The organism is Rhizobacter sp. (assembly GCF_031412075.1).
Lineage (GTDB): Bacteria > Pseudomonadota > Gammaproteobacteria > Burkholderiales > Burkholderiaceae_C > Rhizobacter.
Genome location: NZ_JANOCG010000335.1, coordinates 14,582 through 38,705, shown reverse-complemented (window position 1 = coordinate 38,705; position 24,124 = coordinate 14,582). Strand labels below are relative to the sequence as shown.

Annotated in this window: 22 protein-coding genes and 2 pseudogenes; 12 read left to right on the top strand and 12 right to left on the bottom strand. The window is 65.1% G+C overall.

Annotation, left to right across the window (positions count from 1 at the left end):
* Position 1: 1 nt before the first annotated feature.
* A complete protein-coding gene (locus RMO40_RS12405; protein ID WP_309721388.1) occupies positions 2 to 883 on the bottom strand; it encodes an ABC transporter permease subunit in 882 nt (293 codons plus the stop codon).
* A 182-nt stretch (positions 884 to 1,065) separates the two neighbouring features.
* Between RMO40_RS12405 and RMO40_RS12400 the strand changes: the two genes are divergently transcribed.
* Positions 1,066 to 1,272 (top strand): hypothetical protein, encoded by a 207-nt coding sequence (locus RMO40_RS12400; RefSeq protein WP_309721385.1) that lies wholly within the window; start codon positions 1,066 to 1,068, stop codon positions 1,270 to 1,272.
* Here RMO40_RS12400 and pdeM read toward each other — a convergent pair.
* Both pdeM and RMO40_RS12390 read right to left on the bottom strand, forming a co-directional pair.
* Entirely contained in the window at positions 1,256 to 1,936 is a 681-nt protein-coding gene (gene pdeM / locus RMO40_RS12395) for a ligase-associated DNA damage response endonuclease PdeM (RefSeq protein WP_309721383.1), read from the bottom strand. The two genes, RMO40_RS12400 and pdeM, sit on opposite strands and share 17 nt — an antisense overlap.
* Before the next feature lie 11 nt (positions 1,937 to 1,947).
* Positions 1,948 to 4,602: a ligase-associated DNA damage response DEXH box helicase gene (locus tag RMO40_RS12390; RefSeq protein WP_489660152.1), complete on the bottom strand. Its 2,655-nt coding sequence runs from the start codon at positions 4,600 to 4,602 to the stop codon at positions 1,948 to 1,950.
* Between the two features lie 307 nt (positions 4,603 to 4,909).
* Here RMO40_RS12390 and RMO40_RS12385 point away from each other — a divergent pair, with 307 nt between their 5' ends.
* From RMO40_RS12385 to RMO40_RS12365, 5 genes are all read left to right on the top strand, one after another.
* The gene (locus RMO40_RS12385) at positions 4,910 to 5,329 is read left to right on the top strand and encodes a hypothetical protein (RefSeq protein WP_309721378.1); all 420 of its coding nucleotides are present in this window, start codon (positions 4,910 to 4,912) and stop codon (positions 5,327 to 5,329) included.
* A 132-nt stretch (positions 5,330 to 5,461) separates the two neighbouring features.
* Positions 5,462 to 6,505 carry a phosphate ABC transporter substrate-binding protein PstS gene (gene pstS, locus RMO40_RS12380; RefSeq protein WP_309721375.1) on the top strand — a complete coding sequence of 348 codons (1,044 nt, stop codon included), beginning with the start codon at positions 5,462 to 5,464 and terminating at the stop codon, positions 6,503 to 6,505.
* A gap of 134 nt (positions 6,506 to 6,639) precedes the next feature.
* The gene (locus RMO40_RS12375; RefSeq protein ID WP_309721372.1) at positions 6,640 to 6,864 is read left to right on the top strand and encodes a helix-turn-helix domain-containing protein; all 225 of its coding nucleotides are present in this window, start codon (positions 6,640 to 6,642) and stop codon (positions 6,862 to 6,864) included.
* A 209-nt stretch (positions 6,865 to 7,073) separates the two neighbouring features.
* Entirely contained in the window at positions 7,074 to 7,406 is a 333-nt protein-coding gene (locus tag RMO40_RS12370; RefSeq protein WP_309721369.1) for a hypothetical protein, read from the top strand.
* A 256-nt stretch (positions 7,407 to 7,662) separates the two neighbouring features.
* A complete protein-coding gene (locus RMO40_RS12365) occupies positions 7,663 to 8,700 on the top strand; it encodes an endonuclease/exonuclease/phosphatase family protein (protein WP_309721366.1) in 1,038 nt (345 codons plus the stop codon).
* Between the two features lie 81 nt (positions 8,701 to 8,781).
* Here RMO40_RS12365 and RMO40_RS12360 read toward each other — a convergent pair whose 3' ends face one another.
* Positions 8,782 to 9,168 carry a hypothetical protein gene (locus RMO40_RS12360; protein ID WP_309721364.1) on the bottom strand — a complete coding sequence of 129 codons (387 nt, stop codon included), beginning with the start codon at positions 9,166 to 9,168 and terminating at the stop codon, positions 8,782 to 8,784.
* Positions 9,169 to 9,271: 103 nt separating this feature from the next.
* On the opposite strand from RMO40_RS12360, the gene RMO40_RS12355 reads away from it, so the two are divergent.
* Both RMO40_RS12355 and RMO40_RS12350 read left to right on the top strand, forming a co-directional pair.
* The gene (locus RMO40_RS12355; protein ID WP_309721361.1) at positions 9,272 to 9,475 is read left to right on the top strand and encodes a hypothetical protein; all 204 of its coding nucleotides are present in this window, start codon (positions 9,272 to 9,274) and stop codon (positions 9,473 to 9,475) included.
* A gap of 171 nt (positions 9,476 to 9,646) precedes the next feature.
* Positions 9,647 to 9,811 carry a hypothetical protein gene (locus RMO40_RS12350; protein WP_309721359.1) on the top strand — a complete coding sequence of 55 codons (165 nt, stop codon included), beginning with the start codon at positions 9,647 to 9,649 and terminating at the stop codon, positions 9,809 to 9,811.
* Here the strand turns inward: RMO40_RS12350 and RMO40_RS12345 are convergent, their stop codons facing one another.
* The 3 genes from RMO40_RS12345 to RMO40_RS12335 are packed head-to-tail and all read right to left on the bottom strand — an operon-like array spanning position 9,812 to position 14,918.
* The gene (locus RMO40_RS12345) at positions 9,812 to 10,804 is read right to left on the bottom strand and encodes an ABC transporter substrate-binding protein (protein ID WP_309721356.1); all 993 of its coding nucleotides are present in this window, start codon (positions 10,802 to 10,804) and stop codon (positions 9,812 to 9,814) included.
* Positions 10,801 to 13,923: a PAS domain-containing protein gene (locus tag RMO40_RS12340; protein WP_309721352.1), complete on the bottom strand. Its 3,123-nt coding sequence runs from the start codon at positions 13,921 to 13,923 to the stop codon at positions 10,801 to 10,803. The genes RMO40_RS12345 and RMO40_RS12340 overlap by 4 nt, the downstream gene beginning before the upstream one ends.
* A 5-nt stretch (positions 13,924 to 13,928) precedes the next feature.
* On the bottom strand, positions 13,929 to 14,918 hold the full coding sequence (locus RMO40_RS12335) for an ABC transporter substrate-binding protein (protein WP_309721349.1): 990 nt from the start codon (positions 14,916 to 14,918) through the stop codon (positions 13,929 to 13,931).
* Positions 14,919 to 15,227: 309 nt separating this feature from the next.
* Between RMO40_RS12335 and RMO40_RS12330 the strand changes: the two genes are divergently transcribed.
* The 3 genes from RMO40_RS12330 to RMO40_RS12320 all read left to right on the top strand — a co-directional run bounded on the left by RMO40_RS12330 (position 15,228) and on the right by RMO40_RS12320 (position 18,842).
* The gene (locus tag RMO40_RS12330) at positions 15,228 to 17,438 is read left to right on the top strand and encodes an ATP-binding protein (protein ID WP_309721346.1); all 2,211 of its coding nucleotides are present in this window, start codon (positions 15,228 to 15,230) and stop codon (positions 17,436 to 17,438) included.
* A gap of 155 nt (positions 17,439 to 17,593) precedes the next feature.
* A complete protein-coding gene (locus RMO40_RS12325) occupies positions 17,594 to 17,785 on the top strand; it encodes a hypothetical protein (RefSeq protein ID WP_309721343.1) in 192 nt (63 codons plus the stop codon).
* Positions 17,778 to 18,842 (top strand): endonuclease/exonuclease/phosphatase family protein, encoded by a 1,065-nt coding sequence (locus tag RMO40_RS12320; RefSeq protein ID WP_309721339.1) that lies wholly within the window; start codon positions 17,778 to 17,780, stop codon positions 18,840 to 18,842. Before RMO40_RS12325 ends, RMO40_RS12320 begins: the two co-directional genes overlap by 8 nt.
* Before the next feature lie 13 nt (positions 18,843 to 18,855).
* Here RMO40_RS12320 and RMO40_RS12315 read toward each other — a convergent pair.
* Positions 18,856 to 20,292 (bottom strand): annotated as a pseudogene (locus RMO40_RS12315) (aldehyde dehydrogenase family protein).
* Positions 20,293 to 20,355: 63 nt separating this feature from the next.
* Positions 20,356 to 20,680: pseudogene (locus RMO40_RS12310) on the bottom strand (hypothetical protein); the annotation flags it as partial.
* Here RMO40_RS12310 and RMO40_RS12305 point away from each other — a divergent pair.
* A complete protein-coding gene (locus RMO40_RS12305) occupies positions 20,564 to 20,899 on the top strand; it encodes a hypothetical protein (protein WP_309721336.1) in 336 nt (111 codons plus the stop codon). The pseudogene RMO40_RS12310 and the gene RMO40_RS12305 overlap by 117 nt on opposite strands.
* 77 nt (positions 20,900 to 20,976) lie before the next feature.
* On the opposite strand, the gene arcC is transcribed toward RMO40_RS12305, so the two are convergent.
* From arcC to RMO40_RS12290, 3 genes are read right to left on the bottom strand one after another with little or no spacing between them, the layout of a single operon-like run.
* Positions 20,977 to 21,900 carry a carbamate kinase gene (arcC, locus tag RMO40_RS12300; RefSeq protein WP_309721333.1) on the bottom strand — a complete coding sequence of 308 codons (924 nt, stop codon included), beginning with the start codon at positions 21,898 to 21,900 and terminating at the stop codon, positions 20,977 to 20,979.
* A gap of 10 nt (positions 21,901 to 21,910) precedes the next feature.
* Complete coding sequence (gene argF / locus RMO40_RS12295; RefSeq protein ID WP_309721331.1) at positions 21,911 to 22,909, bottom strand: ornithine carbamoyltransferase; 999 nt, start codon at positions 22,907 to 22,909, stop codon at positions 21,911 to 21,913.
* Between the two features lie 24 nt (positions 22,910 to 22,933).
* Positions 22,934 to 24,106, bottom strand: a complete 1,173-nt coding sequence (locus RMO40_RS12290; RefSeq protein WP_489660153.1) for an arginine deiminase — start codon at positions 24,104 to 24,106, stop codon at positions 22,934 to 22,936.
* Positions 24,107 to 24,124 lie beyond the last annotated feature (18 nt).

Below are 24,124 nucleotides of genomic sequence, written 5' to 3'. Positions count from 1 at the left end.
TTCACCCTGCCTTGAAAAGACCATCCGGCTTCCACAGCAGGATCAAGGCCATCAACACATACACCAGCACGCCGGCGGCCTGCGGGAACACCACCTTGCCGAAGGTGTCGACCGCGCCGATCAGCAGCGCCGCCAGCAGGGCGCCGCGAATGGAGCCGATGCCACCGATCACCACCACCACGAAGCAGAGGATCAGCACCTGGTTGCCCATGCCCGGGTAGGCCGACGACACCGGCGAGGCCACCATGCCGGCCAGCACGGCCAGCGCCACACCGGCGGCGAACACCACCCGGTAGAGGAACTTGATGTCGACCCCCAGCGACTGCACCATCTCGCGGTTGCTGCTGCCGGCGCGGATCATCATGCCCAGCCGTGTGCGCGTGAACACCAGGTACATGCCCAGCGCCAGCGCCAGGCACACCGCCGAGATGAAGAGCCGGTAGACCGGGTAGCTCATCACCTCACCCAGCGCGAAGCTGCCGGCCAGCAGAGGCGGCACCGCCACGCCGTACACGTCGTCACCCACGACGATGCTGCGCAGCTCCTCGAACACCAGGATCAGCCCGTAGGTCATCAGCACCTGCTGCAGGTGCTCGCGTTCGTAGAGAAAGCTGAAGAAGGCCCACTCGAGCACGTAGCCCAGCAGCACGGCGAGCACCGTGCCCACTGCCAGCGTGGCGAAGAAGCCACCGCCCAAGGTGGCCGCGATCGGCGCCGCAAGGGCGTAAGCCATGTAGGCACCGATCATGTAGAAGCTGCCGTGGGCGAGGTTGATCACGCCCATGATCCCGAAGATGAGCGTCAGGCCCGAGGCCACCAGAAACAGCAGCAGCCCGTACTGCAGCGAGTTCAGGCACTGGATGAGAAAGGTGGCGAGGTCCACGCGTCAGGTCGGGAGAAATGTCTTGCAGGTCATGGGCGAATATTGTCTCCGGTATGGTTTGGCACAGAAAAGCTGAGCGCATTGACGCGCGGATCTTCGATCGGCCAAGCACTCCAGCCATCCGGCGGATTGAATCTTGCATGCGCAGCCCCAACTGGAACCGTTGAACCAAGGAACCGCCCATGCAAACACTCGATGACATGCTGAATCGGAATCTCCTCACGACGGACCAGCATGCCGAGATCGGAGCCTGGATCTCGCAGGCTCGCACGCCCGAGGCCATCATGGCGATGCCCTCTTCCCTGTGGCGAAGCCTGGCCTTGGCCAGCGTGCTGATGGATTTCGACGCCGAGGTGTCCCAAGCACCGTTGCTCAGCGCGGAGGACTGAGCGACGGAAGCCGCCACACGCCTTCGGCGGCCACGGCAAAAAGATCCGTGCCGGGAGCCGGTGACAGGGTCCAACCGCCAGTGAACTCGCCGAAGGCCGGCAACAGCAGTTGATGCGCGTCGAGCGCGAAGCAGGGCACGCGCAGGCGTTCTCGCCCGCGGCCGCGAAGCACCACCGTGGGGTGCACATGCCCGGCCAGCACCACGCGGCCCGGCTGGGTCTGTGGGTGGTGGCAAGCAGCGAAAGGCCCGAGATGCCAAGGCTCTTCCACCACCTCGACACCCAGGGCAGCCGGTGGGTCGCCGGCGCGGCGATCGTGGTTGCCGCGCACCAGCACGCAGCGCACCGAGCTGAAGGCCGCGCGCCAGACAGTCAGCTCACCGAGCACCGACGCCGTGCGGGCTTCGGCGGCGTGCAGGAAATCGCCCAGGAACACCAGCGTGAGCGGGTCGTACGCGCGCAGCAATTCGCTGAGCCGGGCAAGGTTGGCCTGCGTGGTGCCGCTGGGCACCGGCTGGCCGAGGGCCCGGTACGATGCGGCCTTGCCGAGGTGCAGGTCGGCGATGAACAAGTGGCGTTGTGCCGGCCACCACAGGGCGCGCTGTGGCAGCAGGTAAAGGGTTTCACCGGCGCAGCGAACGGCCAGGCCAGGGGGCAGGTTCATCTCAGGCAGGCTCATCTGCGGCGCCTGCGGCCATCGGTCTTGGCCGCAGCAGGCGAGGGTGCGGAGGGACCCGCGCCGCCGAAGGCGAGCGTGCTCCGCACTGCCTCCATGCTGAAAGCGGGCGTGTGCCCACCGGCCGCCGCTTCGAGCTGCGCCACCATGCGCGCGATGCGGTCGGCCACCTTCTCGTTCGACAGCTGTTCGCGAAACAGCTCCACCATCAACGGGAAAGAAAACGGTGTGGGCCGCGCCAGTGGCTTCCACACCAGCTGTTGCGTGGCCATCCGCTGCAGGCTCGCGCGCAGGCGGCTGATCTCGAGCTCGTGTGCGAGCAGTTCCTGCTCGGCTTGTTTGAGCAACTGGTTGGCCGGGTCGTACTTGCGGAATACCTCCCAGAACAACGACGACGACGCCTGCAGCTGCTTGTTGCTGCGCTTCTCGCCCGGAAAGCCCTGGTAGATGAGCCCCGCCACGCGTGCGATCTCGCGAAAGCGCCGCTGTGCGAGTTCGCTGGCGTTGAGGCTGTCGAGCACCTCGAGCAACAGCGTGGCGTCATCGCCGACGGCCAGAGCCTTCGGCAACAGGGTCTGCCAGTCGACCTCGGTCGCGCTGAGCAGCTCGAAGCCATAGTCGTTGACTGACATTGAAAACGTGCGCGGCGTGTCGCGCGCCAGGCGCCACGCCACCAGGCTCGCCAGGCCCAGGTGAACGTGGCGGCCCGCAAACGGGTAGAGAAACAGGTGCCAGCCCTCGCGCGTCTTGAGCGTCTCGACCAGCAGGGTCTGAGGTGTGGGCAGGGCCGACCATTGCCGCTGGATGTCGAACAAGGGCTTCAGGCTCTGCAGCTCGGGGCTGTCGTACTGGCCGGCATCGGCGAGCGCGAGCTGCTGCACCACCGCATCGGCCAGCGTGCTCGAGAGCGACATGCGCCCGCCATTCCAGCGCGGCACGGCTGCACGCCGGCCGGTGGCGCGCCGCACCCAGGCCGTCATGTCGTGGATCCGCACCAGCTCCAGCAGCCGCCCGCCGAACATGAAACATTCGCCCGGTTTCAGGCGCGCGGCAAAACTCTCTTCGACGCTGCCCAGGCGCGCACCGCCGACGTACTGCACCGGCATGCTCGCGTCGCTGACGATGGTGCCGATGTTCATGCGGTGGCGCCGCGCGAGGCGGGCATCGGGCACGCGCCAGACGCCGTCGTCGCCCGGCACGGCGCGTTGGTAGTCGGGGTAGGCGGCGAGCGAGGGGCCGCCCTGGCGCACGAAGGCCAGGCACCACTCCCAGCTCTCGCGCGAGAGGCCCGCATAGGCGGCGGTGCTGCGCACTTCGTCGTACAAGGCCTCGGGCTCGAAGCCGCCCCCCAGCGCCACCGTGACCAGGTGCTGCACCAGCACGTCGAGCGGCTGCTGCGGTGACGGCCTGGCTTCGATCTGCCCGGCCGCAATGGCGGCGCGCGCGGCAGCGCCTTCGACCATCTCGATGCTGTGTGTCGGCACCAGCGTGATGCGCGACGGCCGCCCCGGCGCATGGCCCGAGCGCCCGGCACGCTGCAGCAAGCGCGCCACGCCTTTCGGCGAGCCGATTTGCAGCACCCGTTCGACCGGCAGGAAGTCCACCCCGAGGTCGAGGCTCGAGGTGCAGACCACCGCGCGCAGCTCGCCGTTTTTCAGCCCGAGCTCCACCCATTCGCGCACCGCACGATCGAGCGAGCCGTGGTGCAGCGCGATCTCGCCGGCCCATTCGGGGCGCGCTTCCAGCAGCGCCTGGTACCAGATCTCCGACTGCGAGCGTGTGTTGGTGAACACCAGCGTGGTACTGCTGGATTCGATCTCGGCGATCACCTGCGGCAGCATGGTGAGCCCCAGGTGCCCCGCCCACGGGAAGCGCTCCGCAACCGGCGGCAACAGCGAATCGACCACCAGCGTCTTGGGCACCTCGCCTTGCACCAGGCGGCCCGGCGTGTCACCCAGCAGCGCGTGCTGCGCCTGCGCCAGGTTGCCCAGCGTGGCCGACATGCCCCACACACACAGCCCGGGGCACCAGCGCCGCAGCCGTGCCAAGGCCAGCTGCACCTGCACGCCACGCTTGTTGCCCAGCATCTCGTGCCACTCGTCGACCACCACCAGGCGCACGCTGCCGAGCGATGCCTGCGCATCGGCGCGCGAGAGCATCAGCGACAGACTTTCCGGCGTGGTCACGAGGGTGGTGGGAAGGCGCTTGTCTTGCGCACTGCGTTCGCCGGGAGCGGTGTCGCCGCTGCGTGCGCCGGTGCTCCAGCTGTCGAACGCCGGCGCTGCACCTTCTGCCGGTTGCAACTCGGCAAGAGGGCCTTGCAGGGCGCGCAAGGTGTCGGCGGCGAGCGCCCGCATGGGGGTGATCCACAACACGGTCATCGGCGCAGGCTTGCTGACCGCCTGGCCGCCAGCGGTTCGCAAAAAGGCGATCAGGGCGCCGAGCCACACCGCATAAGTTTTACCGGCCCCGGTTGTCGCGTGCAGCAGGCCCGACTCGCCGGCGGCCATGGCCGCCCACACCTCGCGCTGGAAAGCGAAGGCTTGCCACCCGCGAGAAACCATCCACGCGAGCAGCTTTCGCTCGACGGCTTCTGCCGCGTCCGTTGGGAGAGGGAATTCAGGTGTTCGTCGCGGCGATCTTTTGCCTGTCATGGGCAGATGATGCCCGCGAAACTGACCTTGCAGGCCGGGCTCGGGCATCCGATCCGTTTCACCCTGCTCGCCACGTTCCCATCTCGATGGAAACAGCGCTGTCAAACTTCGCGCCTAACATGGCTCGATCTTGTCTTCGTCAATGAAGCCAGCCTGCGCGCCACATGGAACATCAATCGCCGATGGAGATTCAGAATCAACGCGGTCCGCGCCGGGGGCCTCTGCGATGAACCTGCGTCATCTCTTTTCTCTTGCGCAAGAAGGCTGGGTCAATCGACCGGTCACCCAGCCGCTCGGTATCCGAGCCATGGATCTGCGCAGGATGGCGGTCGACCTGGACAAGGCGGTGTCCGCTCAAGGCGCTTCTGCGTTGTCGGACCAGGTGGCGTACGTGAGACTGAAAGAGGTCGCCCAGGCCTCGCCGCGCGAAGCCGTGCTCGAAGGCTGGAATGAGGTCGAGTCGCTGCTGCGTCAGCTCTCGGAGCAACGAGGCATCAAGCTCAAGAGCAGTACCTTGAGCCTGCTCGACACATTGGAGCGCCGCAAGTTGCTCGACTTCCACGCCTATGCCTTGTTGCGCGACATGTTCGCCTTCTGGGTCGACGCCACGGGAACCTCGTCGGCCGAGCTTTCGCCGGAAGCGGCGCAGGACTATGCGGTGGCGGTGCGCGGTGCACACCGCCTGCTCTACCGGCTGCTTGCCTACGGGCCCCACGTCGAGCCTTGACCTCCGGGCCAACCTGGATCTCGTCTGCGGAGCGGTTAGACGGTGTCCCCCACACCCACTCACCCGTGGCGTAGTGCACGAGCGACCTAAGGGTTTACCTGTATCCTCTCGCCCTTTTCCAGGAGCAGAGAGATGAAACGGTTGATGGTCGGAACGGTGGTGTTGGCGCTGGTGGCCTGGGTTCCCTGCGCATACGCTGACGTTCAGGGCACGGGAGCGTCTTTCCCGTCCAAGGTCTACTCCAAGTGGTCCGAGCAGTACAAGAAACAGGCCGGGGAAACCGTCGTCTACAAGCCCACGGGCTCGGGCGACGGCGTCAAACAAATCACCGAGCGCAAGGTGGGGTTTGCCGGGTCTGACACGCCCCTCTCGCAGGCCGAGCTCACCAAGCGGCAGCTCGTGCAATTTCCGATGGTCGTGGGCGGGATCGTGCCGGTGGTCAACCTACCCGCCGTGGGCGAACGATCGTTGCAACTGGATGGCGCCACACTGGCCGCCATCATGCTTGGCACCATTCAGCGCTGGGACGACCCGCGCATCGCCGAGCTCAACAAAGGAACCCGCCTGCCGGCCACGCCCATCAAACGCATCGTGCGGGCCGACAAGTCAGGCACCTCCGAGGGCTTCAGCCGCTACCTCTCCCTGGTGTCCGTCGACTTCAAGACCCAAGTGGGCGAGTCCCAGCTGCCCAAGTGGCCGGGCGACGTGACCACTGCAGAGGGCAATGACGGCATGGTCAACGCGCTGCGCGCGACGACGGGGACGATCGCCTATGTCAGCTTCGATCGGGTGGCGCGGGATGGTTTGACCGATCTGAAGCTTCGAAACGCTTCAGGACGGTTCGTCAAGGCGTCTGAAGCAGGTTTTCGGGCTGCCATTCAAGACAGTGAGCTGGGCCGACTGGGCAACGATCTCGCAAGCCTGATGGATCGACCCGGCGCGGATTCCTGGCCCATCACCACGGCGACGTTTGCGCTGGTCGACGCCAACCCGAAACAAGCCGACTCGGCAGCACCGGCGCTGCGGTTCCTGTACTGGTGCTTCTTGCATGGCGACGAACTGACCCGCGGCACCGGCTTCGCTCCGCTGCCGGTCATCGTGCAATCGCGCGTGGCCGCCCGTTTTGCCAGCGTCAAGGCCCAGGATGGGCAAACCTTGCATTACATGAAGTTCTGAGCCGGCTCGCGGGGCGCCCGCTGGGCGTAGTCGTGCGCGACGCCCTCCGTGCTGCGCCCATCCGGTTTCAGGGTGCGCCCCAGCTCGTCAGCAGATGTTGACGGTTGCATGGATCGTCAACTAACATTGACGGCATGGCATTTCCGAAATCTCTTCCAGACCCGAAAGACACCGCCAACGCGCTGACGGCGGTCGTGGCCCTGCGTCGTCTCGCAGATGAACTGGAGCAACGATCCGTGGCACTTGCGCTCCAGGATGGCTGGTCGTGGTCCCAGATCGCCGAGGTTCTCGGTGTGTCCAAACAAGCCGCACATCGCAGGCTGTCGTTTTTGCAACCCCATGGGAGCCGCCAAGGCTAGAAACGCATGTTTGCTTCGATCAAAACCCGATTTCACGATGCCCGCACCATCGCCCTTCTTTGCAGCGAAGCAGAGCAGAGCGCTCGCGCCGAAGGCAGGGTCAAACCCGGCTCGGAACACTTTGTTCTGGCCGCACTCGAACTGCCGGACGACAGCGCCCGCCATGCGTTCGGAAGCCTGGGCATCGATGCCCAGGCTTCAGCAAGGCCATGGCCACCCAGTTCGCAGACGCACTCGCTGCGGTGGGGGTGGTCGTCACACGGTCTGCACAAGCCGGCACCACCTCGTCGGTCGACGTGGCGCCCGCACCCGCTCTGTACGAGGCAGAACCTTCGGGCCAGGCGCTGATGCAGCGAATCGCTGCGACCCGCCATTCGCGTGCCACGCGATGTCTCATGGGCGCAGATGTCTTGCTGGCAAGCGCCCAGGAGGAGCACACGATCGCGGCCCGTGCGTTCGCCGCTTTGGGGGTCACGAAACCACAGTTGACCGAGGCTGCCCATGAAGCCATTGCCGCAGCGCAGCGCGCCACGACCTCGTAGCCGCGCAGGCGCTGCAGAGCACACCTTGTCTCGAGGCTGCGCGCGCCATCATGCGATCGAACACCTGCAGGGTGGAGATAGGGGGCGCCGGCCTCGCGAGGGTCGGCAACTCTCTTGAGCGCTGGCTCGGCAGGCACGCCCGCTGGGCGACCCGGGACGTATGCTCCAGATCGCACGGCCTCGCGCCCGGTTGCATGGCTGTCATGAACCGCCGCTACCTTCGTGGTCACGACGTACTCATACGGGAGCACCGAAGATGAAACTGAAGCAACTCAGCATCGCCACCTTCAACCTGTACAACCTGAACGAACCCGGCGTCGCGCTCTACACCGACCGCGACGGCTGGAGCCAGGCCGAGTACGACTTGAAGATTGCCTGGACGGCGCGCCAGTTGAACATCCTGAAGTCGGATGTGTTCGGCTTTCAGGAGCTGTGGCACGCGTCGTCGCTGACCAGGGCGCTGGACGCGGCCGGTTCGAGCGAGGAATACGACATGCTGGTGCCGCCCGACGCAGACGGCAGCAGAATCGTCTGCGCGGCCATCGTGCGCAAAGGGCTGCTGACCGGAGCGCCCAACTGGATCAGCGAGTTCCCCGAGAAGTTTCGGCTCCAGTCAAGCGGCGACGATCCTCAGACACCGCTGATCGACGTGAGCATTCGCGGCTTTTCCCGCCCCGTGGCGCACTTCACGATCCGGCCGCGCGAGGACGAGCCGGAGGTGCATGTCTACGTTTGCCACTTCAAGTCGAAGGCGCCCACCAAGGTGTTCAACGAGCCCTGGTTCCGCGCCGACAAGCCCACCTATTCGAAACACGCCACGGCGCTGGGTGCCGCCCTGTCGACGATCCGCCGCACGGCCGAGGCCGCTGCGCTGCGCTTTCTTCTGACCGAGCAGATGAAGGGCAACGACACGCCGGTGATCGTGCTCGGTGACATCAACGACGGCCAGCACAGCAACACCGCCAACATCCTGACCGAGCAGCCCCGGTACCTGGTGGGTGACTCCGTCGGCGGCGGGGACGCGGCGCTGTACACCGCGCAAACGCTGCAGGAGTACCGAGACACACGCGATGTGTACTACACCCATGTGCACCAGGACATTCGCGAATCGCTGGATCACATCCTCGTCAGCGAACAGTTCTACGACAACGGTAAAAAGCGGCTGTGGCTGTTCGACGGCATGGCGGTGAACAACGACCACCTCAACTTCGACAACCACAAGGCCGACGGCACCAACGACCATGGTGTGATCCGGGCGGTGTTCAAACACAAGCCGATCAAGGTACTGGAGTAGCGAGGTCGACGCAGCGTTGACTCGTCGCCGGCCAGGCGCGAGCAATCGCCACGATCACTTGACTCTGCGGCGTGGTCGCGTTCAGTCCTTGTTCAACTTCACGCCTTTCGGTCGGCCGGTCTTGAGGCTGGGAACGCTGTCCAGCGCGGCCAGAAATGCCTTGTCCGTCATCTGATGCAGCGCCTGGATGCCCGCGCGCAAAAGCTCGCTCTTCTTCGCGGGTCGCGTCAGCTTGACGGCGCGCGCCTTCAGCACTTCAAGCACCAGGTATTCGGGCTTGGGGATGGTGAAGCTGTCGCGCACGAGCTTCGGTTTGCTCTTGTGCGGTGCAACAGGCCCACCCTGGGTGGAGGGGGTCTTCTTGGCAGGCGCGGTCTTCTTGGCGCTCACCGGCGGCCGCTTGGTCGCGGGCGCTTTGGCGGTTTTGGCGGGAGCAGGAGTCTTGCGGGTTTGCGTTGTACTGGTCATGTGAATCCATCAATGGCGTATACGGTATAAACAGTTTACATGGATTCCTGATACGCTCTTTGCAAGCGCGGTGCGTTAGCCAACAGACGCCAAGGAGACAACCATGGGCACTGACCACGATCACCTCCACTACACCCCGTCGTCGGTGGGAGCGTTGATGGATCCGGGTTTCCTGCGACAAGCGGTTCACGATGCTGATTCGCCGCATGGTTTGCACACAAAGCCGGTGCTGTCGGAACCCACGCCTCGTTGGCGTGCGGCCCTGCATTCAGCCATGGGCGCTTGCCTGCAGCGCCTGCATCTCTGAAGCAATTTGGCGTGGCTCGGCCGTTTCAGCTCCGCGCCCCTGGCATGGCCCGTTCGGGCTGGCCCTGCGTTTGAACAAATGAAACGAATCGGCACGTGCGTGACATCGTGGCGTGACATGCCACGCCCACCATCAAGGCTTCCGCGGCCACTTGCCGCTCTGGAGTGAGCAATGATTTCGTTGAGCTTGATCTCGATGGCCCATGACGACTTGCAGCGCCTGGTCGACGCGCGGCCCCGTTCACACGGCGGGGCCGGCTTGTCGCGCGGGGTGGCGCTGGTGGCCGCGGTGCTGGCTTTTGCGGCGGCCGCAGTGGCCGTCGTGATCGGCCACTGACTACTGCGCGAGGGTCACGGCCGCAGGCGCGACACGGCGCAACAGTCTGGGCTCCGCCGTCAAACGAGGTGGCGTGCCCGCGGCTGCGGCCGGCGGAACCAACTTTTCCTGGCTCGCCCAGCGCCGTTGGCTGCTCATGGTGGACACCAGCGACTGGTCCAGGCGGATTCGGTAGTCGTGTTCTTTCAAGTGCAGTTGCGCCTGTTCACGCGTGACCCCCAGTTTCTCCATCAAGATCTCGCGCGCCTTGTCCGGGTTCTGGGCAATGACCGCTTCAGCGCGAATCAAGGCCCGCAGCAGCTGCAGCAAATGGGCCTCTTTGGCCGCTGCGATCGCACGGGTCGTGATCAAGCCGAAATGCTGTGTGTAGACGCGGGGGTTGGGCATCGCCATTCCGTCGTCGCCGAGCGCTTGCAGCGCCGAGGCGGCGGCCGGCTCCCAGATCGACACCGCATCGATCTCCCCGCGCTGAAACGCCGGGGTGATCTGGTCGGGCAGCAGCGACACCACACGCACCCGCTCGGGATCGATGTTGTGAAACAACAGCCAGCTGCTCAAAAAATACTGGGCCGAGCTGGCGGTCACGGTCCCGATTCGTTTGCCTTGAAGGCTGTCGGGGCTGGTGATTCCCGCCGACTTGCGGGCGATGAGCTTGATCTGATGCGACGACGTGCTGATCGACGCGATGAAGGCCAGGTCATCGCGTGAGAAGCTGTTCAGCGTGGCCACCACATCGGCGGCGGTGGCCACCTGAACCTGCCCCGAGGCGAGCAGCTTGTAGCAGTCGCGCCCGCTGGTGCAGTCATGAAACCGTGGCTTCAGGCCTTCGCGCTCGAAGTGCCCCATCGCCTGGGCCACGTAGATGACCAGCGAGACCGGGCCCTTGGAGACGGCGATGTCCAGGTCGCTCGCGCGTGCGGGCGCGGCCAGCCACGCTGCGGCAGCCCACGCCAGCAGCAGCCGCTGAACCCACCGCGCGCTCGCGCGTGTCATCTCACGACCTCGGTGGAGAGGTGGGCCATGCGGAAGGTGTTGCGCCCGGCATCCTTGGCCGAGTAGAGCGCCGTGTCGGCGGTCATCAGCAGCTCTTTCGCCGAAGGCAGCGCGCCGGCGGGCCGGTGGAAAGCGACGCCGATGCTGGTCGAGACGTCGATGCGTGCGCCGCCGGCATGCATCGGCAGGTTGACCGACGCAATGATCTTGGCCGCCACGGCCAGCGCCTCGTCTTCGGTGTGGAGCCCTTCGAGGATGATCACAAACTCGTCGCCTGCGAGACGGGCCACCGTGTCGGTGGTGCGCACGCTGCTTTGCAACCGCTGAGCAAACTCCTTGAGCACATCGTCGCCTGTGGCGTGCCCCAGGCTGTCGTTGATCGACTTGAAGCGGTCGATGTCGAGGAACATCACCGCCAGCGAATCGCGCGAGCGTTCCGCGCGGGCCAGCGCCTCCGGCAGCCGTTCGTTCACCTGAAGCCGGTTGGGCAGGCCCGTCAGGGTGTCGAAGCGCGCCAAGGCCTGCAACTGCCGCTCGACGTTCTTGAGCGCCGTCACATCGGAGCTGAGCGTGTAGAGGCCGCGCACTTCGCCCTGTTCATCGATGTCAGGGATGTAGGTGGTCTGGGTGGTGCGCAACACGTTCAGTGCCAGCGCCTCGTTCTCGAACTCGACTCGCTCGCCGGCCAGTGCGCGCTCGAGAAAGGGGCGGCGTGGCTCGTAGAGCGAGTCGCCGACCACGTCTTGCACATGCTGGCCCACCAGTTTGGCGGGATCGGCTCCGAGCCAGGTGCGGTAGGTTTCGTTGGCGAACCGCACCTTCTGGTCCTTGTCGATGTAGGAGATCAGCACGGGCAGGTTGTCGGTGATGGCCCGCAGCCGCTGTTCGCTGCGCGCCCGATCCAGCTCGGCCTGGCGCACCGGGGTCACGTCGAATGTCATCACGTAGAAGCCGCGCACCGGGCCGTCCGCCGGCCGATCGGGCACGAGATGGGCCTGGAAATAGGCGTCCTTGCCTTTGCGCTTGACGTGGCCCTCGAACGAGGCGAGTTGACCGCCCAGCACGCGCTGGATGTGGGGCGCGTGCTGTGCGTACGCTTCTTCGCCGATGCCAGAGCGCAGGGTGTGGCGGTGCATGTCGTCACGCGACAGGCCATTGAGCCGCAACACCGTGCTGTTGGCGAAGATGCAGCGCTCTTCGTTGTCGAAGTAGCCGATCATGGCCGGGATGTGGTCGGTGATGTCACGCAGCCGGCGTTCACTGTCTCGCAGCTGGGTCTCGGCGAGCTTGCGTTCGGAGATGTCGCGCAGGAAAGCGTTTGCGGCAAAGCCGTGGCCCTCTCTGACCGCGGCCAGCGACAACTCGATCGGAAGGCTCCGCCCAGCCTTGTGCAAGGCCGTGATTTCGATGCGCTGGTTGACGACCGGGCTTTCACCCGTTTTCGCAAAATGGCGCATGTCGTGGCGGTGCGCCTCGCGATGTTCCGGGGGAATGATCGTGTCGCCCAGCGACTTGCCAAGCACCTCGTCTCGCGTCCATCCGAAGGTGAGTTCGGCCTGGCGGTTCCATTCCTGGATGCGGCTGTCGGAGTCGATGCTGATGAAGGCGTCGGGTGCGTGGGTGAGGATGCTGCGCACCCGCTCTTCATCGTGGGCATGGGCGAGTTGCAGGTTCTTCAGCGCGGTGACGTCGACCGCCATCGCGAACAAGCCGGTCACCGCGCCGGACTCGTCGAATTCGGGGATGTAGTCCGTCAGCAGATGCCGGGTTTGTTCGTGCAGCCGAGCCACACGTTCGAACTGTGTGCGCTGCCCGCCGAAGGCGATCTGCAGGTGTGGTGACACCAGCGCATACGTCTGTTCACCCAGGATTTCTCGAACCGTTCTTCCGATCACCGCCTCGGCGGCCACGCCAAGGAGCCGCTCGTATTGCGCGTTTGCAAACACAAAGCGCTCTTTCAGGTCAATGTAGGCAATCAGAGTCGGCAGGTTGTCGGCGATCAGGCGCAGCATGTGCTCGCTGCGGGCCTGCGCCAGCTCTGCGTGCTTGCGCGCGGTGATGTCGTTGGCCATCACGTAGAAGCCCACCACCGTGCCATCGGCCGCCACGTCGGGCGTGTAGTCCACGAGGTGGTACACCTCGGCGCCGCGTTGCGTGCGCCGGCGCTCGAACCTGCGGTGCTCGCCGCGCATCACGCCGGCCAGCTCGTCGCGCAGCTCGGCGAAGGCCTCGGCACCCACCCGGTCGGCGAGCCGGGTGCCGATGAGGCTGGCCGGGTCGATGCCGAGCACCGTGCCGTAGTAGGCGTTGGTGTAGCGGTAGATCAAGTCCTTGTCGACATAGGCGACGAAGGCCGGCAAGCTGTCGGTCACCGCCTTCAGCTGGCGCTGGGTGCGTTGCATCTCTTCGTTGCTGCGCGCCAGGGCCCCGGTCATCTCGTCGAAGCGCCGTGACAGGTCACCAAATTCGTCTTGCCGCGAAGTGCCGGCCCGCACACTCAGGTCGCCTTGCGTGACTCGGGCGGTGGCCCGGTCGAGGGAGAGCAGCGGCAGCAGCACGCGCTGGCGCACCGCCAGTGCCAGCGCCGCCATCATCGCCAGCATGAGCAGCGGCAAGGCGATGGCGAAGGTGCGAAAGGTCTCCTCGGCATCGTGGCGAACCTGGGCCGCCTCCTGGTACCACTGGTAGGCGAAGTCGCTCATCGCCTGAGTGTTGGTGAGCATCTGGTCGATCAGCACCTCGCGTCGCCGCTGGGTGAAGGCATCGCGCCCTTGCGACAGCTCTTCCAGCCGCTGGAAGAGTGGCGGAAGCGCCTGTGTCACCGAGCGGAGCTCCTTGAGGGCGGTGCCGCCTTGGCGGGCTTCGTCTGACTGCAGGGTGGCCGCGATGGACGAGTGCCGCTGGTACCACTGCTGTGCCGCCCGGTCCTCGAAGTGGCGGGCGTACTCTTGCGTCAGCACCAGCAGGCCCGACACGTCGTGCGATGCCGAGTGGGCGCGGTACTGGACCTCGCTGGCTTCGGCCTCCACATGAGCAGCTCGGCTGATCAGCAGGGCCGCGGCGATGCTCAGCCCGACACAGGCTGCCACCGCGGCAATGAGCTGGCTGCGAATGCGCACGGTGTTCAGCGCCCGACGCCCACCGCCGAAGGCTTGACCGCCTTCAGCGGGGATGTGTGCAGCAGCCCGAGAAAGTTGGGGCTGGCACCGCTCTTCACATGCCCCTCACGGCGCGCCCAGCGGGCCTGGCCCTCCATCGTGCTGATCAGAACCTGGTCCAGGCCCAGGCGGTAGCCCATGCCGGGCCAGACCCAGTCGACGAAGGCCTGGTCGAGGTTCAGGGTACTCATGAGAATCGCCTGTGCTTCGTTGGGCCGCTCCTGGATGAAACGTTCGGCACGCTCGACCGCTCGCAGCAGCTGCGTCAGCTCGGCATCGCGCACGCCCACGTGGCGGCGCTGGACGACCAGATTGAAGGTCAGCAGGTAGGCGCTGCTGTTGGGCATCAGCAGGGCGCTGCTTCCCAGGGCCTTGATGGCCAGGTAGGCGTGGGGCTCCCAAAGGGCTGCCGCGTCGATCTTCCCGGACTGAAGTGCATCCAGCATCTGTTCGGGTGCCAGGGGCACGATGGTGACGCCTTGAGGGTCGACACCCACCGTCAGCAGGTAGAGCTCGAGAAAGTATTGGCTGGCCGAGCCCATGACCGCACCGATGCGCTTGCCGGCCAGGTGCAGTGGCTTGGCGATGCCGGAGCGGGCATGCGCCAGCAGCTTGACGTCTTCCGTGGTCGAGACGATGGTGCCGATGATGGCGTAGTCGCTGCGCTCGAAGCTGTTGAAGACGATGGGCAGCTCGCCGACGGTGGCAATGTCTGCCTTGCCATCGAGCAGCTCGCGCATGCAGCGGTATCCGCCCATGCAGGGCAGCAGGGTCACCTGCAGGCCCTGGTCGGCCAAGTAGCCCTTTTGCTGAGCCACATAGAGCGGCAGAGACAAGGGCGAGCGGGACACGGCAATGCGCAGCGGCTGAGCGACGGCCACCGAGGGGGCGCCGAGCGACAGAAGCACCAGCGGGAGCACCAGAATCAAGCGGCGCAGGAGAGGGCGGTGGAGCATGTGGGCACCTGCAGGTTGGCTGAAAGAACGGGCGCAAGAAGACCTTCAACCGCTGGTCGCAGCGAGCACAGAGTCATCAGGATGGTGCTCGCAGCGCAAACGGGTGACCGCCCGATAAGCGGTGCCAAAAGAGGCTTTCATTCAGGCTTGGCTGCACGGCGTCTTCAGATTCCTACAAAGATTCCAGCAGCATTCCTTCAACTAAATGGCGATTTTTCGCGGATCATCACGATCGCATTCGATGGCACTTCCCGCAGCTGACCGAGTGCGCCAGCACCACACCGAACCTGCCCCTACCCAGAACCCGACATGCGCATACGAACCTTGCTTCTCATCGTTGCTGCGGTTGTGTTCGTTCCAGGCTTTCTTGCCGCCATCGTCGCGGTCGAACAGGTGCGAGATGGGGAGCGAGAAGCCGCGCTGCGCGGCCTGCGTGAAACGGTGCGGGCCTCGGCGCTCCTGGTCGACCGCGAAGTGCAGCGATCGATTGGCGCCATGACGGGGATGGCCCAGTCGGATCATTTGAGAACTGGCAACTTCAAAGCCTTCTACGAGCAGGCACTGGCCATCAACCAGCCTCACATCTGGACGCTGTTGCTCGATGAATCCGGGGTGCAGGTTGTGAATACGGCGGTTCCCTTTGGAACACCGCCTCCACCTGCCGGGGCGCAAGATCGAGTTGCAAAAGTCCTGGCCAGCAACCGCATTCTTGTCACCGACCTGATCATCGGGCCAGCGACGGGCAAGCTTGTTACCACCCTGTATCTGCCCACCAAGGCGTGGAACGGAAAGCGGTACGTCATTGCGCAGGCGTTCTCGGTCGAGCACTGGAAAGCCACCGCACTGACCCTCAAGAGCAGCTCTGACATCACGATCGCGGTCATCGACAGAAACGGCAAGTTCATCTCGCGAAACAAGAATTCCGATGAACTTCTTGGAAAGCAGGCGCGCCCCGAACTCGTGGCCGCCGCCGCGGCATCCAGCGAGGGGCTCATCCGGCATCAGACGCTGGAGGGAGTCGACTCTTACGATGCCTTCACACACTCGGAGTTGACCGGCTGGACCGTGGCAGTGGCTGCGCCGGTGGCGCAGATCGATTCATCCGCCACCCGCTCCGTGATCTGGCTGGGGGTTGCTGGAGTGATCGCGTTGACTGCGGCGATCATCGCGGCGACGTTCCTGGGTCGTACCTTCATTCATGTGATCGAGGTCGCTTCGCGGGCTGCCGAATTCGTCGGCAAAGGCGTCACCCCCGTCATCACGAAAAGCCCGCTCCACGAAGTGAACGACCTCTACGGTTCTATCGCGGAGGCCGGCGAGTCGATTGCATCCGAAAGGCGATCCAGGGAGGCCGCTGAAAAGGAGCGCAACCTGCTCCTGGCCCGCGAAACCGCCCTTCGCGAAGCAGCCCAGATGCAGAACACGGCCAAGGATCATTTTCTGGCCCTGTTAGGGCACGAACTGCGCAACCCGCTGGCCGCGATCACCGGTGCCACCGCTGTTCTGGGGCACCCCCGCACCACGCCGGAGGCGAAGGCCAAGTTTCTCGCCATCATCCAGCGCCAGAACCGGCATTTGGCTCACATCGTGGATGACTTGCTGGATGTGAGTCGCCTGGTGTCCGGGAAGATCGTGCTGGAACCCACGCGGATCAATCTGGCCGACTGCGTTCGACGTTGTGTCGAGGCCTTGCGAGCCTCGGATCGGGCTTCTGGCCGCGTCATCTCGATTGAGTCGGAAGACGTCTGGGTGAATGGCGACGCGGTGCGCCTGGAACAGATCGTCAACAACCTCGTGTCCAACTCGCTCAAATACTCGGCTCCGGATACCGAGATCCGGGTCAACGTCCGCGCCGTGGGGGAGCAGGCCCTCCTTGAGGTGGTGGACACCGGCATGGGCATCGATGCGGCGCTGATGCCGCACATCTTCGAACCTTTTGTGCAGGGGCCGGCCAGAGAGGGCTTCATGGCAAGCGGCTTGGGCATCGGTCTTGCGCTGGTGAAGCAGCTGGTTGAACTTCATGGCGGCGAGGTGAGCGCCGAAAGTCGGGGCCGTGGCACCGGCACCACCTTCCGTGTCACGCTCCCGAAAGTCTCCCAGAGCGCCTCGATGCCCGCCGGGCCAAATCAAGACGCTGCGGCCCCACGCCGTGTGCTCCTGGTGGAAGACGATCTTGATGCGATGGAAACCACAAGCGAGTTGCTGCGACTGATGGGCCATAGCGTGATACCCGCCCGCAACCATGCCGAGGTTCGTCTGGCGCTTGCGTCGGAGTCTGTCGATATCGTGGTGATGGACATTGGGTTGCCCGGAAAAGACGGCTGCCAGATCGCGAGTGAGCTGCGGCAAATGCAACAAATGAAGTCTGTTCCCATGGTGGCCTTGACGGGGTTCGGGCAGCAATCGGATCGAGCCCGCGCGCTGGCGGCGGGCTTTGACGATCACGTCACCAAGCCGGTCGATCAAGACACCCTCATGCGAATCATCGACGAACGCACGAGAGGCCACGTTGGATCGTGACCGTGCAGTGCGCGGGATGGAAAACCCAAACGATCACGCGCCTGCGTGCGACGGACTGTCGTAGGCCTGCACCTACCGACCGATACGCCGAATCCTGATTGAACCGGGGTGTGAGGTCTTGTAATTTCAAGACACCTCATTCACTGGAGACTCTCATGCTGCTGCGCAAACTCATCGTCTTCGCCATCACATCCGGGCTGGCCAAGAAGGCCTACGACCACTACCGCTCGACCAGGGCGTCTTCAAGGCCGATTACAACGCGGCCACCTGGGTCGCCGCAGGCGCAACGCGCTGGTGCGTCGCCCGCCACACCCGCAGCCAACCCCACCCGCGCGTGGAATGAGTGAGTGGCTCGCATGGCCACTCTACGGTCTGGGTTGCCTGTTGCTCGTGGCAACCGCACTCCCCCTTGTGCGAAATGAAGCCTGGTGGATTCGTGTATTCGACTTTCCTCGACTTCAGATAGCGGCGCTGATCGGTGTGGTGTTGGCTGGCCTGCTCTTGGCCCACGAGGGGAGCGGGCCAAGTTTCGTCGACGCTGGCTTTCTCAGCCTGCTGGGAATCGCACTGGCCTACCAGTGCTATCGCATGTGGCCGTACACGCGGCTCGCACGAGTGCAGGTGCTGCCGAGCCTCGAGGGCTCGGCGGACAGGCGCGTGAGTCTGCTGTGCTCCAACGTGCAGATGGACAATCGCGAAGCCGCGCGCCTGCGCAGGCTCGTCGAAGACGCCAACCCTGACATCGTGCTCACGGTTGAAACAGATGCATGGTGGCAAAACGAACTGCGCGATCTGGAGCAAACCCACCCCCACACCGTGCAGCAAGCGCAGGAGAACACCTATGGGATGCTGCTGTACTCCAAGTTGCCGCTGCGCCACACCGAGGTGAAGTTCCTGGTGCAGGATGACATTCCGTCGATCCATGCCTGCGTGCAGCTGCGCAACGGCCAATCCATCGACCTGCGCTGTCTGCACCCGAGACCTCCCGCACCCGCAGAGAACGATCGCTCCACCGAGCGTGATGCCGAGCTATTGATCGTGGGGAAGGAGATCAAGGCGCGCCAGGCGCCGGTGGTGGTGCTGGGCGACTTGAATGACGTGGCCTGGTCGCATACCAACGACCTCTTCAAGAAAATCAGCGGGCTCCTCGACCCGCGGGTGGGGCGGGGCTTCTTCCACACCTTCAACGCGAAGTGGCCTCTGATCCGATTTCCACTCGATCATTGTTTTCACTCGCCGCACTTCCGGCTGGTCGACTTTCGTCGCTTGCCGGCCTGTGGGTCGGATCATTTCCCCGTCTTCGTTTGCCTGAGCTACGAGCCGGAAGCGGCCGCTGAACAACCGCATCTCAAAGCCGATGCAAAAGAGCGCGAGGAAGCCGAAGAGAAGATTGCCGAGGTGTGACCGCGCAGCTCCTTCAGCCTGCCTTGTCCGGTGCGTAGCCCAGCATGGCTTTCACTTCCAGGAACTCGCTGAAGGCATGGTCGCCCCATTCGCGGCCGTTGCCCGATTGTTTGAAGCCACCGAAAGGCGCCATCAGGTCGATGGCCGCGCTGTTGATGTTGACCTGGCCCGCACGCAAGCGCGCAGCCACCTTGCGTGTGGCCTCGGGGTCGGCGCCAGAGACATAGGCGGCCAGGCCATAAGGTGTGTCGTTGGCAATGGCCACGGCTTCATCGACCGTGTTGTAACCGAGGATGGTCAGCACCGGGCCGAAGATCTCTTCGCGTGCCACCGTCATCTGGTTGTTCACGTTGCCGAGAATCGTCGGCTTGACGTAGTAGCCGGTCTCCAGGCCCTGCGGCTTGCCGGGGCCGCCGGCCACCAGCGTGGCGCCTTCTTCGATGCCCTTGTGGATCAGCGTCTGGATCTTGTCCCACTGAGCGGCCGAGATCACCGGGCCGAGTGCCGCTCCGCTGTCGGGAGCGCCCACCGTGGTGGCTTCGGCGGCGGATTTGGCAATGGCCAGCGCCTCTGCCATGCGCGCCTTGGGCACCAGCATGCGCGTGGGTGCGTTGCACGATTGGCCCGAGTTGCCCATCACGCCACGCACACCCGCCGTCACCGCCGTCTTCAGGTCGGCGTCTTCCAGAATGATGTTGGGTGACTTGCCGCCCAGTTCCTGGTGCACACGCTTGACCGTGGGTGCGGCGTTGCGCGCCACCTCGATGCCGGCGCGCGTGGAGCCGGTGAACGACACCATGTCGACTTACGGGTGGCGGGAGAGCGCTGCGCCCACGGTCGGACCGTCGCCGTTGACCAGGTTGAAAACGCCCGCGGGCACACCGGCCGCGTGCAGGATCTCGGCCCACACATGGGCGGAGAATGGCGCGATCTCCGAGGGCTTGAGCACCATGGTGCAACCGACCGCCAAGGCCGGCGCCACCTTGCAGGCAATCTGGTTCATCGGCCAGTTCCAGGGCGTGATGAAGGCGCACACGCCGATCGGCTCTTGCACGAGCAGGGTGCTGCCACGGGCCTTGGTGAAGCTGTATTCCTTCAGCACACCGAGCGCGGTTTGCAGGTGGGCGATGCCCATCGCGGCTTGCGCATCATTCGACAGCTTCACCGGTGCGCCCATCTCTTCGGTGATGGCGGCGGCCACGTCGGCGTAGCGCTTCTTGTATTCGCCAATGATCCGTTCGAGCAGCGCCACGCGCTCGGCGACGCTGGTTTGCGAGTAGCTCGCGAAGGCCTTGCGCGCCGCGTTGACGGCGCGGTCGACATCGGCGGCCGAGCCCATGGAGATGCGGCCGGCGGACACTTCGGTGGCCGGGTTGATGACGTCGATGCTCTTCGGCACGGCGGGGTCGACCCAGCGGCCGTCGATGTAGAACTGCAGGTAGTTGCGCATGGCGGGTTGCTCCAGAAAACGGCGTCAAATGACAGCTCGTAGTATTCGAGCACAGCCCGCCATTCATTGATACACGCAAACCCTGGAGCCGGCAGGGTATGTGCCGTGGAGTGCGCCAAACAGGAGCAACAGGCGCTCCACCAGACGCTGCACGACGAAGGCCGCATCGCGGGCGATGCCGCAGAAGCGCCCCGACCCCCAGGTGTGTAGCCACGGAAGGCCGATGAAGTAGAGCCCGGGGGACACGCGTCACGCCGCGTTCGTGAACCGGATGTCCGCGACCGTTGAACACCGGCGCGTCCAGCCAGCGCAAATCTGGCGCGAAGCCAATGCACCACACCACGCTCGTGATGCCCGCACAACGCAGCGACAGCGACTCGCGCTCCTCGCCGACAGCGGCATTGCCTCGGTGGCCACACAGATTGCCGGTGAGCTCCGAGAGGTGGGAGTGGCGGCCGTGGCCGCCAGCGCGTTCTGCACCGACCGCCTTCCACCCGAGGGCCTGCGTCTGTGTCTGGGCGGCGGTCTCACGCGTGACGATTGCGGGCGTGCGTTGCAGGCCGTGGCAACGGCGTTGGGCGGCCTGTCGTCGACGCCGGGAAGTTGATGTGACTTTGTCGAACGTCTCGGGACGATCGGTTGGCGGAGAGGAGGATTGAAAAATTGAAGATCACTGCATCCGGCTCACGGCGACTCTTGACGGCCCCGCCGGATCTCCGTGCCGGCCTGCCCTTCGAGCATCGCTTCGATGTGTTCGAGCGAACCGATCAGCGCCCGCTGGCCGGTCGCCTCCGCGAACCGGCATGCCGCTTCGACCTTCGGGCCCATCGATCCCGCCGCAAACCGGTGGCGTGACAGTTCGGCCGGCGATACATGCCGGATGGCACGCTGGCCCGGCAGCCCCCAGTCGAGATAGACGGCGTCGACGTCAGTTGCGATGACCAGGCAGTCGGCGTTGAGCTCGCGAGCGAGCAAGCCGCTGCAGAGGTCCTTGTCGATCACCGCCTCGACGCCGTGGCGGTGGCCATCGGCGGCAACCGCGACCGGGATGCCCCCGCCGCCGGCGGCGATCACCAACGCCTGGTGTGCAAGCAGCCAGCGGATCGGGTCGATGCCGAGCACCCGCTGCGGCATGGGCGAGGCAACGACACGGCGGAAACCGGTCCCGTCGGCGGCAATGGCCCAGTGCTTCTCGGCCGCTGCGCGGTCGGCTTCTTCACGTGAGTAAACCGGGCCGATGGGTTTGCTGGGTGTGGCAAAGGCCGGGTCATCAAGATTGACCTCCACACGCGTCAGCAGGGTGACGACCGCTTTCCCATGCGGCAGCAGGTTGCTCAGCTCTTGTTCGAGCAGATAGCCGATCATGCCGTCGGTCTGCGCGCCCAACACGTCCAAGGGATAGGCCTCCACGGCGGTGTAGGCCGCTGATTGGAGCGACAGCAAGCCGACCTGTGGGCCATTGCCATGTGTCAGCACGAGCTCGTGCTTGAGGGCCACGCGCGCCAACTGGGCGGCGGCGATGCGCACGTTGTGAAGCTGGTTGTCGGCGCTCAGCGCCTCGCCCCTGCGCAGCAGTGCATTGCCACCCAACGCCACCACCAGCCTCATGGCAGCGCCCTCATGCCAGCGTGGCCACCAGCACGGCCTTGATGGTGTGCATGCGGTTTTCGGCCTGGCTGAAGACGATGGAGGCCTCCGACTCGAACACTTCGTCGGTGACCTCGACCTCGGTGAGACCGTAGCGTTCATGCACCTGCCGCCCGACTTCGGTTTCGAGGTTGTGAAGCGCAGGCAGGCAATGCATGAAGCGCGTGCGCGGCTTGCCAGTGGCGCGCATCAAGGCGGCTGTCACCTGGAAGGGGAGCAGCTGGTCGATACGCTGCTTCCACACACTGTCGGGCTCGCCCATGGAGACCCACACGTCGGTGTACAGGAAGTCGGCGCCGGCCACGGCCTTGAGCGGGTCGGCCTCGAGCGTGATGCGCGCACCGGTGGTGATGGCGAGTTCGCGCATCTGGGCAACCAGCTCCGCTGGAGGTTGCAGGCTCACCGGTGCGGCGATGCGCACATCCATGCCCATCTGGGTGCCACCGATCAGCAGCGAACAGCCCATGTTGAAGCGGGCGTCGCCCAGGTAGCAGAACGACATGTCGTGCAGCGGCTTTTCGCCGAACTCTTCCATCGTCAAAAGGTCGGCCAGGATCTGCGTGGGGTGCGCTTCATCGGTGAGCCCGTTCCATACCGGCACGTGCGAGAAACGGGCCAGCTCTTCGACCACGCTCTGGTGGAAACCGCGGTACTCGATGCCGTCGTACAAGCGTCCTAGCACGCGCGCCGTGTCCTTGAGCGATTCTTTGTGGCCGAGTTGCGAGCCCACGGGGTCGATGTAGGTCACGTGGCCGCCCTGGTCATGCACGGCCACCTCGAAGGCGCAACGTGTGCGCGTGGAGGCTTTCTCGAAGACCAGCGCGATGTTCTTGCCTTGCAGGCGCGGCAGCTCGTTGCCCGCGTACTTGGAGCGCTTCAGTTCCGCGGCCAGGTCGATGAGGAAGCGAATGTCGCGTGGCGCGAAGTCTTTCAGGTCGAGCAGGCTGCGGTTGCGAAGATTGAAGCTCATGGTGCAGGTTCCCGGGGGGACAGATCAGAGAGGGTCTCGCGCGATCGGGCACGACATGCAGTGGCTGCCGCCGCGCCCGCGACCCAGCTCGCCGCTCGGGATGGTGATCACCTCGATGCCCTGTTTGCGCAGCAGCGTGTTGGTGTAGGTGTTTCGGTTGTAGGCCATCACCAGGCCTGGCGCCAGGGCCAACAGGTTGTTGCCGTCATCCCATTGCTCGCGTTCGGCTGCGTAGGCATCGCCGCCGGTCAGCACGGTGCGCAGGCGGGGCAGGCCAAGCGCTTGTGCCACCACCTCGACGAAGGGCAGGGCTTCTTCGTGCACATCGAGCATGCCATCGCGGGGCCCGGGGCGCAGGCTGAAGCTGCGTATCGTGTTGACCACGTCTGGAAAGATGGTGACGAGGTCGCTGTCGCAAAAGGTGAACACGGTGTCGAGGTGCATGGCCCCACGAGACTTCGGCATCTGGGCGGCAATGACGCGGCTGGCCGCACCGCGCGCAAACAACGCACGGGCCAGCTGGCTCACCGCTTGTGGCGACGTGCGCTCGCCCATGCCGATGAGCACCACCCCCCGGCCGAGCGGCATCACGTCACCGCCTTCAAGTGAAGCCTGGCCGTGATCCCCATCCGGGTCGCCCCACCACTCGGTGACGCGGCCCGCGAAGGCCGGATGAAAGCGGTAGATGGCGGTGGCGAGCAAAGTCTCCTGGCGGCGGGCGGGCCAGAACATCGGGCTCAACACCGCGCCGTCACCGATCCAGCAGCTGGTGTCGCGGGTGAAGAGGGTGTTGGGCAGGGGCGGCATCAGGAATTCGGGGGGTGCGGCGCACCGCGCCACCAGGCCTACGGGCTCGAACGGAAGCTCGCCCCGCACAACGCCACCGATCAGGTGTTCAGCCAGCCTGGCTGGCGGCAATGACTCGAGCCAGCTTCGCAGCGCGACGGCGTCTTCGGCGTCGATGAAGCCGATGCCGAGCTTGCGATCCAGCACCCAGCTGCGCGCGGTGGCATCAGCCACCACGGTGGCCAGCAGCTCGTGCATGTCGAGCACCTCCACACCGCGCTCGACCATCGCATTGACGAACGCATAGTGGTCGTTCTTGGCCTGCGTGACCCACATCACGTCGTCGAACAAAAGGTCACGGCAGTTGGCAGGCGTGAGCCGCATCTGCGCCAAACCGGGCCGGCACACCATCACCTTGCGCAGGCGGCC

Coding starts and splice junctions, on each gene's coding strand:
- RMO40_RS12375 (WP_309721372.1), top strand. CDS start 6,640: ATGGCATTTCCGAAATCTCTTCCAGACCCGAAAGACACCGCCAACGCG.
- RMO40_RS12360 (WP_309721364.1), bottom strand. CDS start 9,168: ATGACCAGTACAACGCAAACCCGCAAGACTCCTGCTCCCGCCAAAACC.
- RMO40_RS12335 (WP_309721349.1), bottom strand. CDS start 14,918: ATGCTCCACCGCCCTCTCCTGCGCCGCTTGATTCTGGTGCTCCCGCTG.
- RMO40_RS12370 (WP_309721369.1), top strand. CDS start 7,074: ATGGCCACCCAGTTCGCAGACGCACTCGCTGCGGTGGGGGTGGTCGTC.
- RMO40_RS12350 (WP_309721359.1), top strand. CDS start 9,647: ATGATTTCGTTGAGCTTGATCTCGATGGCCCATGACGACTTGCAGCGC.
- RMO40_RS12320 (WP_309721339.1), top strand. CDS start 17,778: ATGAGTGAGTGGCTCGCATGGCCACTCTACGGTCTGGGTTGCCTGTTG.
- arcC (WP_309721333.1), bottom strand. CDS start 21,900: ATGAGGCTGGTGGTGGCGTTGGGTGGCAATGCACTGCTGCGCAGGGGC.
- RMO40_RS12330 (WP_309721346.1), top strand. CDS start 15,228: ATGCGCATACGAACCTTGCTTCTCATCGTTGCTGCGGTTGTGTTCGTT.
- RMO40_RS12365 (WP_309721366.1), top strand. CDS start 7,663: ATGAAACTGAAGCAACTCAGCATCGCCACCTTCAACCTGTACAACCTG.
- RMO40_RS12385 (WP_309721378.1), top strand. CDS start 4,910: ATGGATCTGCGCAGGATGGCGGTCGACCTGGACAAGGCGGTGTCCGCT.
- argF (WP_309721331.1), bottom strand. CDS start 22,909: ATGAGCTTCAATCTTCGCAACCGCAGCCTGCTCGACCTGAAAGACTTC.
- RMO40_RS12345 (WP_309721356.1), bottom strand. CDS start 10,804: ATGACACGCGCGAGCGCGCGGTGGGTTCAGCGGCTGCTGCTGGCGTGG.
- RMO40_RS12390 (WP_489660152.1), bottom strand. CDS start 4,602: ATGACAGGCAAAAGATCGCCGCGACGAACACCTGAATTCCCTCTCCCA.
- RMO40_RS12290 (WP_489660153.1), bottom strand. CDS start 24,106: ATGGTGTGCCGGCCCGGTTTGGCGCAGATGCGGCTCACGCCTGCCAAC.
- pdeM (WP_309721383.1), bottom strand. CDS start 1,936: ATGAACCTGCCCCCTGGCCTGGCCGTTCGCTGCGCCGGTGAAACCCTT.
- RMO40_RS12325 (WP_309721343.1), top strand. CDS start 17,594: ATGCTGCTGCGCAAACTCATCGTCTTCGCCATCACATCCGGGCTGGCC.
- RMO40_RS12355 (WP_309721361.1), top strand. CDS start 9,272: ATGGGCACTGACCACGATCACCTCCACTACACCCCGTCGTCGGTGGGA.
- RMO40_RS12400 (WP_309721385.1), top strand. CDS start 1,066: ATGCAAACACTCGATGACATGCTGAATCGGAATCTCCTCACGACGGAC.
- pstS (WP_309721375.1), top strand. CDS start 5,462: ATGAAACGGTTGATGGTCGGAACGGTGGTGTTGGCGCTGGTGGCCTGG.
- RMO40_RS12305 (WP_309721336.1), top strand. CDS start 20,564: ATGTCCGCGACCGTTGAACACCGGCGCGTCCAGCCAGCGCAAATCTGG.